This window comes from Bradyrhizobium yuanmingense, from assembly GCF_025200905.1.
GTDB classification, from domain to species: domain Bacteria; phylum Pseudomonadota; class Alphaproteobacteria; order Rhizobiales; family Xanthobacteraceae; genus Bradyrhizobium; species Bradyrhizobium yuanmingense.
Genome location: NZ_CP104173.1, coordinates 943,066 through 956,730, shown reverse-complemented (window position 1 = coordinate 956,730; position 13,665 = coordinate 943,066). Strand labels below are relative to the sequence as shown.

At 64.6% G+C, this 13,665-nt stretch carries 12 protein-coding genes; all 12 read right to left on the bottom strand.

Going from position 1 to position 13,665, the window contains the following annotated elements; genetic code table 11:
* Positions 1–13: 13 nt before the first annotated feature.
* The 12 genes from tcuB to N2605_RS04540 all read right to left on the bottom strand — a co-directional run bounded on the left by tcuB (position 14) and on the right by N2605_RS04540 (position 13,648).
* Positions 14–1,114 carry a tricarballylate utilization 4Fe-4S protein TcuB gene (gene tcuB, locus N2605_RS04595; RefSeq protein WP_225146973.1) on the bottom strand — a complete coding sequence of 367 codons (1,101 nt, stop codon included), beginning with the start codon at positions 1,112–1,114 and terminating at the stop codon, positions 14–16.
* Positions 1,101–2,492 (bottom strand): FAD-dependent tricarballylate dehydrogenase TcuA, encoded by a 1,392-nt coding sequence (gene tcuA / locus N2605_RS04590; protein WP_260345934.1) that lies wholly within the window; start codon positions 2,490–2,492, stop codon positions 1,101–1,103. The genes tcuB and tcuA overlap by 14 nt, the downstream gene beginning before the upstream one ends.
* 88 nt (positions 2,493–2,580) lie before the next feature.
* Positions 2,581–3,336 (bottom strand): IclR family transcriptional regulator, encoded by a 756-nt coding sequence (locus tag N2605_RS04585; RefSeq protein ID WP_225146971.1) that lies wholly within the window; start codon positions 3,334–3,336, stop codon positions 2,581–2,583.
* An 8-nt stretch (positions 3,337–3,344) separates the two neighbouring features.
* The gene (locus N2605_RS04580; RefSeq protein ID WP_260345932.1) at positions 3,345–4,226 is read right to left on the bottom strand and encodes an NAD(P)-dependent oxidoreductase; all 882 of its coding nucleotides are present in this window, start codon (positions 4,224–4,226) and stop codon (positions 3,345–3,347) included.
* A gap of 62 nt (positions 4,227–4,288) precedes the next feature.
* Positions 4,289–5,485 (bottom strand): ABC transporter substrate-binding protein, encoded by a 1,197-nt coding sequence (locus N2605_RS04575; protein WP_260345931.1) that lies wholly within the window; start codon positions 5,483–5,485, stop codon positions 4,289–4,291.
* Between the two features lie 16 nt (positions 5,486–5,501).
* On the bottom strand, positions 5,502–6,359 hold the full coding sequence (locus N2605_RS04570) for an alpha/beta fold hydrolase (RefSeq protein ID WP_225172632.1): 858 nt from the start codon (positions 6,357–6,359) through the stop codon (positions 5,502–5,504).
* Entirely contained in the window at positions 6,356–6,799 is a 444-nt protein-coding gene (locus N2605_RS04565; protein WP_036011397.1) for a hypothetical protein, read from the bottom strand. Before N2605_RS04565 ends, N2605_RS04570 begins: the two co-directional genes overlap by 4 nt.
* A 161-nt stretch (positions 6,800–6,960) precedes the next feature.
* Positions 6,961–8,046, bottom strand: a complete 1,086-nt coding sequence (locus N2605_RS04560; RefSeq protein WP_260345930.1) for a HupE/UreJ family protein — start codon at positions 8,044–8,046, stop codon at positions 6,961–6,963.
* Between the two features lie 17 nt (positions 8,047–8,063).
* Positions 8,064–8,537 carry a Cys-tRNA(Pro) deacylase gene (gene ybaK, locus N2605_RS04555; protein ID WP_036011401.1) on the bottom strand — a complete coding sequence of 158 codons (474 nt, stop codon included), beginning with the start codon at positions 8,535–8,537 and terminating at the stop codon, positions 8,064–8,066.
* Positions 8,538–8,673: 136 nt separating this feature from the next.
* Positions 8,674–11,442: a formate dehydrogenase subunit alpha gene (gene fdhF / locus N2605_RS04550; RefSeq protein ID WP_225175076.1), complete on the bottom strand. Its 2,769-nt coding sequence runs from the start codon at positions 11,440–11,442 to the stop codon at positions 8,674–8,676.
* Positions 11,439–13,145, bottom strand: a complete 1,707-nt coding sequence (locus N2605_RS04545; RefSeq protein WP_260345929.1) for an NADH-ubiquinone oxidoreductase-F iron-sulfur binding region domain-containing protein — start codon at positions 13,143–13,145, stop codon at positions 11,439–11,441. The genes fdhF and N2605_RS04545 overlap by 4 nt, the downstream gene beginning before the upstream one ends.
* A 269-nt stretch (positions 13,146–13,414) precedes the next feature.
* The gene (locus tag N2605_RS04540; RefSeq protein ID WP_225112323.1) at positions 13,415–13,648 is read right to left on the bottom strand and encodes a sulfurtransferase TusA family protein; all 234 of its coding nucleotides are present in this window, start codon (positions 13,646–13,648) and stop codon (positions 13,415–13,417) included.
* Positions 13,649–13,665: the final 17 nt, after the last annotated feature.

Below are 13,665 nucleotides of genomic sequence, written 5' to 3'. Positions count from 1 at the left end.
GGGCGGCGCGGGGTCACGCCGCCGTCCGCCGCTCCTGCGCGTAGCGCACCAGCGCGGCAAAGCGATAGATGCCGTGCATGAACTTGCCGTAGGGCATAGTGATGAACAATGCGAACACCGCGCCGAGATGCAGCGCCAGCAACGGGCCCATCGCGGCAGTCTCGCGCAGCACCAGCAGCAGCATTCCGGTGAGGCCGGTCAGGAACAGCATGGCGATGAAACCGACGTCCATGCCGTAGCTGTATTCGTCGAGCAGCGCGGGATCGCGCCGCATCTTGGCCGCGAACAGGCCGATGGGCCCGACGATCAGGCCGACGCCGCCGAGCGTGCCGAGCACCACGGGCAGGTCCCACCACGGATACGGCGCCTCGCGGCCGAGCAGATAATGATAGAGCGTCGCCACCGAGGTCGCTGCAAAGCATAGGAGGAAGCCGTAGAAGGTCAGGTGGTGATATAGCTTGCGCCGGTCGGTCGGCTTGTCGTCCTCATTGTAGCAGCCGACGCCGCCGCCATGGAGATAGCGCAGCTCACCGGCGTCGCGGATCGCCTGAAAGATCGAGCCGCCGTCGGCGCGGTCGCCGATCGGCGGGCTGATGTCGCGCCAGAAGGCACGCACGCTCATGACAAGGGCAAGGATCGCGTAGAGGAATGCGGCGCCGAACAGCGCGACCATCGCATTGTGCGGCATCAGCTTGTAGAAGGCGCCGGGGCCGGTATGCACGCCGAACAGCACGCTGCGGTCGTTCAGGGCGACGAAGCCGAAAATGAATGCCGCCATGCTGAGCGCGGCGGTGAGGCTGATGACGAGGCCGTTGCGCGCGAAGGCGCCGGATAGCGGCCGCGGCCAGGCATAGGCCGCATAGGACTCCGCGCGCGCAACCGCCAACGTCTTCGGGACGTTGACGTTGAATTCGTGCGGCGGCGAGAACTGGCAGTCGACGTAGCAGGCGCCGCAGGAATGGCAGAGATTGGCGAGATAGTTGAGATCGCCGTCGGAGAAGGCGCGCCGCATCTCCATGGCCGGAAACACCGCGCACAGGCCCTCGCAATAGCGGCAGGAATTGCAGACCGTCATCAGACGGTCGGCTTCGTCGAGAATTCTAGTTCCGTGCATGTTTCGCCGCTTCCCGTCCTGCGATCCGCCCGAACACGCTGCCGATGGTCATGCCCATGCCGGCCGCATAGCCCTTGCCAAGCACATTGCCGGCCATGATCTCGCCGGCGGCGAACATGTTGGTGGAGGGCTTGCCGTCCTTCATCAGCATTCGCGCCTCTTTGTTCACGCGCGTGCCGAGATAGGTGAAGGTGATGCCGGGCCGCACCGGATAAGCGAGAAAAGGCGGCGTCTCGATCCGGCGCGCCCAATGCGTCTTGGGCGGCGTGATGCCTTCCGTCACGCAATCATCCAGAATGGTGTGGTCGAAGGTCCCGGGCCGCACTGCCGCGTTGAACTCGGTCATAGTCTTCTCCAACACGACCGGATCGAGCGCGAGCTTGCCGGCGAGTTCGGCGATCGTCTGCCCGGCGATCGGCGGAAACAACGTCGGCATGAAGCTGGTGACCACGGTGGAGTCGAAGATGATATAGGCGATCTGGTCGGGCTGCGCCGCGACCAGCCGGCCCCAGATCGCGTACCGCTTCGGCCAGAGGTCCTCGCCCTCGTCGTAGAAGCGCTGGGCATGCTTGTTGACGACGATGCCGAACACCACGGAGTCGTGCCGCGTGATGATGCCGCCGTCGAATTTCGGCGCGCGGGCATCGATCGCGACCGCATGACACTGCGTGGGATCGCCGACCTCCTGCACGCCCTTGTCGAGCAGCATCTTCAGGATCGAGCCGCGGTTATAGGGCGTGCCGCGGATCAGGAAGTTGTCGGCGGCCTCGCCCCAATATTGCTTCAGCCATTCGATGTTGGCCTCGAACCCGCCGGCGGCGGCAACCAATGACGTCGCGCGGATCTCGGTCTCACCCCTGACCGGCCGCTTGAGGCGCGCGGCGAGGAACATGCCGTCCTCGATCACGAGATCGATCACCTCGGCGTCGTATTCAACGTCGACACCGAGCCGCTCCGCGGTGAGATAAAGCGCGTTCAGCATCGCCCGCCCGCCGCCCAGGAAGAAGGAGTTGGTGCGGCCGAGGCTCAGCGTGCCGCCGAGCGAGGGCTGCCAGCGCACACCCTGTTCTACGATCCAGTTCAGGATGTCCTTGGACTCCCGAATCATGTGACGCGCCAGCACCTCATCGGTCTGTCCGCCCGTGACGCGCAAGAGATCTTCCCAGAACTCTTCCTCTGTATAGGGTCCAGTCAGGATCTCGGTGGGGGCATCATGGGCGCAGCGCATGTTGCGGGTGTGGCGGGTGTTGCCGCCGCGATAGAATTTTGGCGCGCCTTCGAGCACCAGCACGGAGGCGCCGGCGCGACGTGCTGCTATCGCCGCGCATAGCGCCGCATTGCCGCCGCCGATCACCAGCACGTCGTATTTGCTGCTCATCCCGTCTGCCCGACGGCATGCGAGATTGGAGAAATTCTGTCCATCAGTGGCATGCTCGACCTTCCAGCGTTGCGCATTCTGTCGACAACTAGCGCCTCGCCCTGCGCACTGGACGCGCGTCTTCAGCCGACGCCGATAAGGCATTGTCGAGGATCTCGGTCGGACCGCCCAGCGTGCGCGTCAGGCGGATGGCTGCCTTCAGCAACAGCGACGCCATCGTCTTGATATTGTCTCTCGTGAAGCGCGGCTTCGGCCCCGAGAGCGACAAGGCGCCGACGCACTTGCCGCCGGACCCGAACACGGGGCAGGCCAGCCCGGCACAATCCGGATCGCGCTCCCCGAACGACACTGCGATGCAGCCCTCGCGAATCGCGTCATAGGTCGCGCCTTTCTCACCGTCGAAGGCGAGAATAACCCGGCCCGCCGCCCCGCGCTCCAGCGGCAGCAGCATGCCGGCCTCGACGCGGTCGAGCGTCGAGTGTTGGGAATCGACGCGGAACACGCAGAGCCGGCGCTTGGCATCATGCCGCACGTGGTACGACGGACTTTCGGTGCCGTCGGCCACGAGCTGGCGCAGCAGCGGCATCACCCGATCATGCAGATTGTTGTTGCGCTGGTACACCGCACCCAGCCGGAACGGCGTCGGCCCGAGATGGTAGCGGCCGTCGGCGAGTTGCACGAGGTAGCCGAATTCCTGAAGCGAGGCCATCAGCCGCAACAGCGTGCTTTTGTACATCTTGGTGCGCTTGGCAAGCTCCGCCAGCGTCATCGGCTCCGGGGCATCCTCGAACGCGGCAAGGATCGTCAGAGCGCGGTCGACGGCGGCGACACCGGGCGAAGGCATGGCGTTTCCTATTGGGGGAATCCGGAGGGATCGATGAGCTTAGCGATGATGGGAAAGTAAGCATCCCCCATCCCCTTGTCGATCGTCTCCTGGAAGATGGTGCGCATAAGCGCGGCACCGCGCAGGTTGAGCTCAGCCTGCGCGCCGAGCTCCAGCGCATAGGAGAGGTCCTTCATTGCATATTCAGTGGAGAACGCCCGCAGCGGAAACTCCCCGGCGACGATCGCCTTCATGCCGTGATTGCGCAGGGCAAAACTGTCCGCCGACCCCTTCGACAACGTCTCCAGCAGCAGCTTCGGCTCGACGCCGCTGTGCTTGGCAAGCGCGACGGCCTCCGCCAGCGCATTCACCGTCTCGAACAGCACCATGTTGTTGAGGATCTTCGTCACTTGGCCTGCGCCGGTTCCGCCACAGAGAGTGACGTCGGTCGCAAAATGCCGGATCAGCGGCTCGACCGCGGCGAACTGCTCGGCTGTCGCGCCGACCATAACGCTGAGCGTGCCGTCCTGGGCTGCCTGGCGGGTGCGCGCGATCGGCGCATCGATCCAGAGCGCGCCCTTCTCCGCGAGCTGCTTCGCGAATGAACGGGTCAGGCCGACGTCGGACGTGCCGAGATCGATCACAGTCTGGTCGCGCTTGACCGCCGGCAGGATGCTCTCGAAGACCGACATGACGTGCTTGGCGCTGGGCAGGCACAGGAAGACCGTCTGTGCGCCGGCGACGACATCCCCGATCGACGTCGTCGCCGTCGCTCCGTCAGCTGCGACCCGAGCCAACGGCTCCGCAGCAAGGTCGAAGGCAAGCACCGGCCGGCCGCTCTTGCGCAACAGGTTGCGGCAGATCGGCTCGCCCATGACGCCAAGACCGATGAACCCAATCGAACCAGACATTCCTTAACTCTCCCTCGAAGTCGTGTGGCCGGGCGGACGCCGGTCCCGCCCGGCCGGCGCAGTTACTTTACCAGCGGGCAGCCGCCTTCGCTCAACGGCCGGAATACCTCGTCGCCCGGCTTGGAGCCGACGATCCGGTAATAGTCGAACTTGTACTTGGACTCCTCCGGCTTCTTCACTTGCACGAGATACATCGTGTGCAGCACGCGCCCGTCGGGGCGGACCGCAACGTCCTTGTTGTACATGTCGTTGACCTTCAGCTCGTGCATCTTGGCGGCAACGACCGTTGCATCGGTGGTGCCCGCTGCCTTGACGGCGGCGAGGTAATGTCGGACGCCGCTGTAGACGCCTGCCTGCACCATGCTCGCGACCTTGCCGTCCATCAGCGTCGAGTAGCGCTTCGACCAGGCCCGGGTCTGCTCGTTGAGGTCCCAGTAGAACGAGGTCGTCACCTGCAAACCCTGCGTGACCTTCAGGCCAAGCGAGTTCACATCCGTGATGAAGACCAGGAGGCCGGCGAGCTTCTGGCCGCCCTCGACGATGCCGAACTCACCAGCCTGCTTGATCGCGGTCTGCACGTCCGCGCCCGACGTCGCGAGGCCAACGACGTCGGCCTTGGATCCCTGCGCCTGCAGCAGAAAGGACGCAAAATCCGCAGTGCCGAGCGGATGCGCGGCCGAGCCGATCACTTTGCCGCCGGCGACGTCGATGAACTTCGTGGCATCGCGCTGAAGCGCGTGACCGAAGGCGTAGTCGGCTGTCACGAAGTACCAGGTCTTGCCGCCAGCCCGCGTGATCGCGTCGCTGGTCAGCTTCGACAGCGCGTAGGTGTCGTAGTTGAAGTGGAAGCTGATCGGCGAGCAGGACTTTCCCGTGAAATCGGACGAGCCCGGACCCGAGATGACGAAGATCTTGTTCTTCTGCTTGGCGACTTCCAGGATGGCAAAGCCGGCCGAGGAGGCTGCGCCGTCCGCGATCATGTCGACGCCCTCATTTTCGAACCATTTGCGCGCAGTTGCCGATGCGATGTCCGGCTTGTTCTGATGGTCGGCCGAAATGATCTCGATCTTCTTGCCGAGGAGTTCGTTGCCGAAATCCTCCGCGGCGAGCTTTGCCGCCGCGACCGAGCCCCGCCCGCCGTTGTCGGCGAACACACCGGACTGGTCGTTGAGAACGCCGATCCTGATGACATTGTCGGCCGCGACCGCGGCACCCGTCTGCGCGGCCAGAACGGCCGCCATCATCCAATGCAACTTCATAACATACGCCTCCCGTTTACGAACTTTGCTTGTCGAGAATGTCTTGCAGCACCGGCGCGATGTAGCGGCGGAACTGATCCGGGTTCTCACTCATCGGAAAGTGGCCGAGCCGCTCCATGACGACCGCCTTCGCACCGGGAATCCCGGCGGCGGTCCGCAGCGTGTCCTCCGGCGTGCAGGAGAAATCGTACTCGCCGGTCAGCAGATAGAGCGGGCACTGGTTGACGTCGATGTTGCCGGTGCGACCACGCAGATCGCCATCGACGCGATAGAAATAAAGATCGCCCTTGAAGATGCCGGGTCCGCCCTGCTTGTAGCCCCACAGTGTCTCGTTGCGCGCACCCTCAGGACCGCCAGGCGCGATCAATCCCGATACCAGCGCGGCGCAGACCTCGCCGCCATGAACATCGGGCCGGTTCAGCCAGGTCGTTTCGTACCAGGGCTGCTGGAAGTCGGCGGCCTCAAGGCCGATCAGAGCGCGAAACTCGTGAGCATGCGCAATGGCGAGATTGAGCACGATGCGGCCACCGATCGAGCAACCCATCACCACCGGCCGCTCCAGCCCAAGCGCGCTGCAGAAGGCGCGGATCGTCGCCGTGTAGCTCGCGGTGGTCAGCCGGTATTCGCTGCCATATCGGCTGTCCGGGGGATTGGACTTACCATGCCAGGGCATGTCGAAGGTGATGACTCGGAAATGCCTCGTGAACTCGTCGTCCACGAGCAGATGACGCCACTGCCGCGCGTCGGAGCCGGCGGTGTGGAGGCAAACCAGGGGAATGCCGCTGCCGTTCTCCTCGAAATAGATCCTGTTGACCTCGCCATCGATCTCGACGTGCACGTAGCGCCCGACAATCGGCTCGATGAAGCCGTTCATGACGCGCCTCCGAACCCGCTGCGCCGCGGTAGCGCCAGAAGATCCTTGAAATACTGAAGGTACGCCATGAACGGATGCAGATCGCCTTCGAGCGTCGCCTGCCCGCGCTTGGTCAACGCCAGCAGATCGTGCCATCCCGCCGGCGGCATTCGTTGCCAATATGCGGCGAACGCGGCCGGCGTCGCGCGATAGGAGAAGCGCCAGGAACGCATCAGCACTGGCGCCGGCGCCATGTCGACGATCCGACCGGCCCGAATGGCGAGGTGGAATGGCTGCGTGCTCGGCCCGAGCAGGCAATCCACATCGAGCCAGCGACCACGGGCAGTGAGGGCCTCGTCGCGGATCAGCAAATCGGGAATCGCCTTGAAGGCTTCGATGACGGCATCGGGCGTGAATGGCACCGGTGAGCCGTCGTCCTGCCGGACGCGTTCGAATTCCATTGTCTCGTCCCTCAATTGCGTTCGTTCTATTGTACAGAACGATATTCTATTTCTATTCCAGTTTCTATACAGGGCTTGTGAGCGAACTCAAGTGCGCAGGAGCCGTGGGGCCGCGCGCCGTGGCGGAAGCAGGCCGACCGCGCGAGAGAGACCGCTTGATTTCAAGCTTCGAAGACGCGCGCGACCAGCCAATAGCCGCCGAGCAGGCCGATCATGGCAGAGAACGTGTAAACCAGCGCCGCCGCCCTCACCGGTTCGGACCGGTCCCCTCCGCTCCATCGATCGGCGAGACGGAGGGTCGGCAACGCGACCGCAACGATCGCGACCTGCCCGATCTCGACGCCGATGTTGAAAGCGGCAAGCGCCGGCACGGCTGTGTTTGGCGGTAACCCGATGTCACGCAGCACCCCCGCGAAGCCGAAGCCGTGGATCAAGCCGAACAGAAAAGCCACGCGCCAGCGCCTGTCGACGTCGCGCGAGAAGAAGTTCTCCACAGCCACGAAGACGATCGAGGCCGCAATTGCAGGCTCCACGATGCTGCTCGGAATCACGAGAACATCGAGCGCGGCCAGCGACAAGGTGATTGAATGGGCAATGGTGAAGGCCGTCACGATTTTGACGACGGGCATGAGCCGTCGCGCCCACAGCACCACCGCGATCAGGAATGCGATGTGATCGTAACCGAGGAAGATGTGCTCGATGCCGGTGATGACATAGCGCTGCATCGTCGACCACAGCGACGGCGGCGCGGTTGAAAGCGTGACCGTCGTGTTGCCGGCGTCGAGCAAGGCCTGCGTTTCCGACCGCCCCTGCGCAATCAGCACGACTTGTCGAGCAGCCTTGTCCTTCTCGGTCAGCACGGTGGAACGATAGATGAGATCGCCGGCAGCGTCGGCGCAGGCAAAGCTGTTGCGATAGACGACGCCGTCGCCGTCGGCCAAGATCGCGGCATCTCCGGCAACACAGGCCTTGGCACCACCTGTGACAGCCAGATGCGTGCCCATATAGGCAAGGATCGCGGGCTTGGCCGCTTCGACCGCGACAGGATCGACCGCGTCCCGTCTCGGATCATAGATCTTCGTACCGATCAGGCGATCGACATCGCTGCCCTTCAACCCGAGCTCGACGCTCACCGAGCGATCAGGGCTCAGCCCCACGCGCGCGGTGACGAGATTGACCTCATGTGCCTCTGCCGGAAGAGCGATGCCGAGCAGCACCCAGAACCCCGCCAGAAGCAGCCGCCTCATGATCCCGCTCCATGCGCTCACGCCAGCACATCCGCCACCACGGCCTTCAGGACGTCCCGCGCATCGGCCGGCTTCAGCCGGACCTGCAAGCCGCGCTGGCCTCCATTGAGATAGACGAGATCATGCGCAAGCGCGCTCTGCTCGATCACGGTGCGCACAGGCTTGCGCTGCCCGAACGGGCTGATGCCGCCGACCTTGTAGCCGGTGACGCGCTCGGCCTCGGGCGGCTTCATCATCTGCGCCGACTTGCCGCTCGCCGCCGCCGCCAGCTTCTTCATCGAGACCTCCTGGTCGGACGGCACGACCACGCAAACCGGCTTGCCGTCGACCAGCGCCATCAGCGTCTTCAGGACGCGCGCCGGCTCCTCGCCGAGCGCGGCCGCCGCCTGCAGCCCGATGCTCTCGGCGTCGGGATCATAGTCGTAGGTGTGCACGGTGAAGGCAACACCGGCGGCCGTGAGTGCGCGTGTCGCGGGGGTGACTTTGGACATGCGTCACATGTAGCACCGTCATTGCGAGGAGCGAAGCGACGAAGCAATCCAGAATCTTGCCGCGGAGGCAGTCTAGATTGCTTCGCTTCGCTCGCAATGACGGTGTGGGCACCATGCGCCCCACCCATGACGTCCCCTACTCCGCCGCGTCACGCATCTCGGCGCGCTCGGCCCGGGCTGCGCAGAACTTGAACTCCGGGATCTTGCCGAACGGGTCCAGCGCCGGGTTGGTGAGCAGGTTCGCCGCCGCCTCGGCGTAGCAGAACGGCATGAACACCATGTTCTCCGGCACGTCGCGGTCGGAGCGGACCTTGACCTCGACGGCGCCACGGCGGGTCTCCAGGCGAATGAAATCGCCGGGCACCAGCTTCTTCTTGCGCATGTCCTTTGGCGACATGAACGCGACCGCCTCGGGCTCGATCTGGTCGAGCACCTGGGCGCGGCGCGTCATCGAGCCGGTGTGCCAGTGCTCCAGCACGCGGCCGGTCGAGAGCACCATCGGATATTCGTCGTCGGGAATCTCGTCCGGCGGGATGACCTTGGCCGGCACGATCTTGCCGCGGCCGCTCGCGGTCGGGAAGCCCGTGGTGAAGATGATCTCGTTGCCCGGCTTGTCCGGAGCGTCGACCGGATAGGTCACCGCGCCTTCGCGCACCAGCCGCTCCCAGGTGATGTTCTTCAGCGACGGCATCAGCTCTGCCATCTCGGTGAAGACGTCGCCGGGTCCGGCATAGTTCCACGGCAGGCCCATGCGCTTGCCGATCTCCTGGATGATCCAGAGATCCTGGCGCGCATCGCCGGGCGGCTTGATCACCTGACGCGCCAGCTGCACGCGGCGGTCGGTATTGGTGAAGGAGCCGTCCTTCTCGGCGAAAGCCGAGGCCGGCAGGATCACGTCGGCATGGAAGGCGGTCTCGGTGACGAAGAGGTCCTGCACCACGAGATGATCGAGCATCGCCAGCGCATGGCGCGCGTGCTGCAGATCGGGATCGGACATCGCGGGATTCTCGCCCTCGATATACATGCCCGTGATCTCGCCGGCATGGATCGCGTTCATGATCTCGACCACGGTCAGGCCGCGGACGGGATCGAGATCCTGCTGCCAGAGCTTTTCGAAGGCGCCCCGCAAATCATCGCGGCCGACCGGCTGGTAGTCCGGCAGGAACATCGGGATCAGGCCGGCATCGGAGGCGCCTTGCACGTTGTTCTGGCCGCGCAGCGGATGCAGGCCGGTGCCGGGACGGCCGACCTGGCCGGTGATCAGCGCGAGCGCGATCAGGCAGCGCGCATTGTCGGTGCCGTGGACGTGCTGGCTGATGCCCATACCCCAGAAGATGATCGACGATTTCGCGCGCGCATAGGTGCGCGCCACCTCGCGCAAGGTCTGCGCCGGGACGCCGCAGATCGGCTCCATCTTCTCCGGCGTGAACTCCTTGATCTTCTCCTTGAGGTCCTCGAAACCCTCGGTGTAGCCGGCGATGTACTGGTCGTCGGTCAGGCCCTCAGTGATGATCGTGTTGATCATCGCGTTCAGCATGGCGACGTCGGAGCCGGGCTTGAACTGCAGATGCTTGGTCGCATGCCGCGACAGCGACTGCCGGCGCGGATCCATAACGAACAGTTTTGCGCCGTTCTGCTTGACCGCGTTCTTGATGAAGGTCGCCGCAACCGGATGGTTCACAGTCGGATTGGCGCCGATCACGATGATGACCTCGGCGTCCATGGCGGCAGAGAACGGTGCCGACACCGCGCCCGAGCTGAGGCCTTCGAACAGCGCCGCGACCGACGAAGCGTGGCAGAGGCGCGTGCAGTGATCGACGTTGTTGGAGCCGAAGCCGGTGCGCACCAGCTTCTGGAACAGATAGGCCTCTTCGTTCGAGCCCTTGGCCGAGCCGAAGCCGGCCAGCGCCTTCACGCCCTTCTCGTCGCGGATCTTGACGAGGCCCTTGGCGGCGATGTCGAGCGCTTCCTCCCAGCTCGCCTCGCGGAAATGCGTGAACGGATTGGCCGGATCGACCTGATCGTTCGCATCCTTCTTCGCGTTCGGCAACCGCACCAGCGGCTTCGTCAGGCGATGCGGATGGTGGATGTAGTCGAAGCCGAAGCGGCCCTTCACGCAGAGACGATTGTGATTGGCGGGGCCGTCGCGGCCTTCCGCATAGATCACCTTCTCGTCCTTGACCTCATAGGTGACCTGGCAGCCGACGCCGCAGAACGGGCAGAGCGAATCGACCTTCTTGTCGGCATAGGTGACGCGCGTCTGCTTGTCGTCGAGCATCACGGCCGGCATCAAGGCGCCGGTCGGGCAGGCCTGCACGCATTCGCCGCAGGCAACGCAGGTGGACTCGCCCATGGGGTCGTCGAAGTCGAACACGATCTTGGCGCCGGCATTGCGGTAGGCCATGCCGATGACGTCGTTGACCTGGACCTCGCGGCAGGCGCGCACGCACAGGCCGCACTGGATGCAGGCATCGAGATTGACGCGCATCGCCGGATGGCTGGCATCAGTGGCCCAGCGCTCGGCGGCGGGAAAGCGGCTCTCGGTGACGCCTGTCGTCTCGGCCCAGTGCCAGAACTTCGACTCCGGGTCGTGGCTGGTTTCGCGCGCCGGCTGGTCTGCGACCAGCAGCTCCATCACCATCTTCTGCGCAGCAGTCGCGCGGGCGCTCTCGGTCTTCACCTTCATGCCGACCGACGGCGTGCGCTTGCAGGACGCAGCCAGCACGCGCTCGCCCTCGATCTCGACCATGCAGGCGCGGCAATTGCCGTCGGGGCGATAGTCCGGCGCCGGCGAATAGCAGAGGTGCGGAATGTCGCGGCCCTGGCGCTTTGCGACCTGCCAGATGGTCTCGCCGGGCTTGGCCTCGACCTGCTTGCCGTCGAGTTCGAACGTGATCTTGGTCATTCGGCGGCTTCCTTGAACTCGTCAGGGAAATATTTGATCACGGAAGACAGCGGATTCGATGCCGCCTGTCCGAGCCCGCAGATCGAGGCATCGCGCATCGCCTGGCTCAATTCTTCCAGCAAGGCACGGTTCCAGACCGGCCTTTGCATCAGCAGCGCCGCCTTCTGGGTACCGACGCGGCACGGCGTGCACTGGCCGCAGCTCTCGTCCTCGAAGAACTTCATCAGGTTCAGTGCGGCCGACCGCACGCTGTCCTTGTGCGACAGGATCACGATCGCAGCCGAGCCGATGAAGCAGCCGTATTTCTCCAGCGTGCCGAAATCGAGCGGGATGTCGTCCATCGCTGCAGGCAAAATGCCGCCGGACGCACCGCCCGGCAGATAGGCGTAGAACTGGTGGCCGTCGGCCATGCCGCCGCAATATTCCTCGATCAGCTCGCGCACGGTGATGCCCGCGGGCGCGAGCTTCATGCCGGGATTCTTGACGCGGCCCGAGACCGAGAAGCTGCGCAGGCCGTGACGCTGGTGGCGGCCATGGCCCTTCCACCAATCGGCGCCCTTCTCGATGATGTCGCGCACCCACCACAGCGTCTCGATATTGTTGATCAACGTCGGCAGGCCGAACAGGCCGACCTGGAACGGGTAAGGCGGCTTGTGCCGGGGCAGGCCGCGCTTGCCCTCGATGCTCTCCAGCAGCGAGGATTCCTCGCCGCAGATGTAGGCGCCGGCGCCGCGCCGCAGGTGCAGCGTCGGGCCGCCCGGCGGAAGCTTGGCGATCTCGCGCTGGAGGATCTCGCGAGAGGCCGGATATTCGTCGCGCAGATAGATGTAGACATCGCTCGCCTGCACCACGTGGGCGCCGATCAACATACCCTCGATGAAGCGATGCGGATCGGTTTCGAGGTAATAGCGGTCCTTGAACGTGCCGGGCTCGCCCTCGTCGCCGTTGATCGCCATCAGCCGCGGCCCGGGCTCGCCCAGCACGGCGCGCCATTTACGCCCGGTGGGGAAGCCGGCGCCGCCAAGGCCGCGCAGCGAAGCGTCGTCGAGCGCTTTCAGGAGATCGTCCTTCGACAATTCGCCGGAGCGCAGACGATTGAGCAGCTTGTAGCCGCCACCGGCGACGTAGGCATCGTACTCGGTATATCTGGGCAGATGCGTATGAGTATCGCCGGCCTTTGCCGCCGCCATCACATCGGCGACGGTCGCGTGGTCGACGAAATTGTGCCCGACCTCGGCGGCCGGCGCCGTGTCGCAGCGGCCGACGCACGGCGCGCGCACGACGCGGATGCCAGGACCTGACGCGCTCTGCAGATCTTCGAGCAGGTTCTCGCCGCCAAGCATCGCGCAGGTGAGCGAATCGCAGACGCGGATCGTCAGCGGGGGAATGTCGGGCTCGCCTTCCTTCACCACGTCGAAATGCGCGTAGAAGGTCGCCGTCTCGAACACCTCGGCGAAGGCGAGCTTCATCTCGTCGGCGAGCGCAGCCAGATGCGCCGCCGAGATCTGGTGATACTTGTCCTGGATCAGGTGCAGATATTCGATCAACAGATCGCGCCGCCGCGGCCTGTCGCCGAGCAACAGCTCGATCTCGTGCGCGGCCGTGGGATCGACCTGCCGCCCCTTGGGGGTCGCCTTGGCGCGTCGGCGTCCCTCACCGGGATGCTCGAAGGAGCGGACCTTGTGCACGTCCTCGTGGCTCATCGCTTCGTCTCGATCTCGTCCTTATCAGAACTCCACTTCTATCCTCTGGCATGCCAGATGCCAAGAAAATTATCACGCTCGCGGAAGTGGTTACGCTGCACGGCTCAACAGAGCCCAGCACCGGCCCTGCGTTCTTGAGCAAGGCCGAGCCAAGCCCGAATTGGCCGGGAGATCAATAAAGGCGTCTCATGCTGCGATAGCGAAGTCCTATCGACGTCGCTTGAGGCGCGGCGGGAGCGCAAAGGCCGTCGCCGTGAACATTCCCCTTTCTACGGGGCGTCGCTCTTTTCGACCAGGAACACGATGCGTGTCTCGTTGCGCTCGGTGATCTCGACCTTGTCGCCGGTCTCGCGGATGAGATTGGGAATATCGATCACAGAGAGCGGATCGGTGCAGTGAACTTCGAGCTGGTCCCCTGCCTTGAGCGGCTTGAGCGCCTTCCGCGTCTTGAGGGCCGGCAACGGGCATTTCAACCCGGTGAGATCAAGTGTCGTCCTGGTCATGGCCGCACCATGGCGAG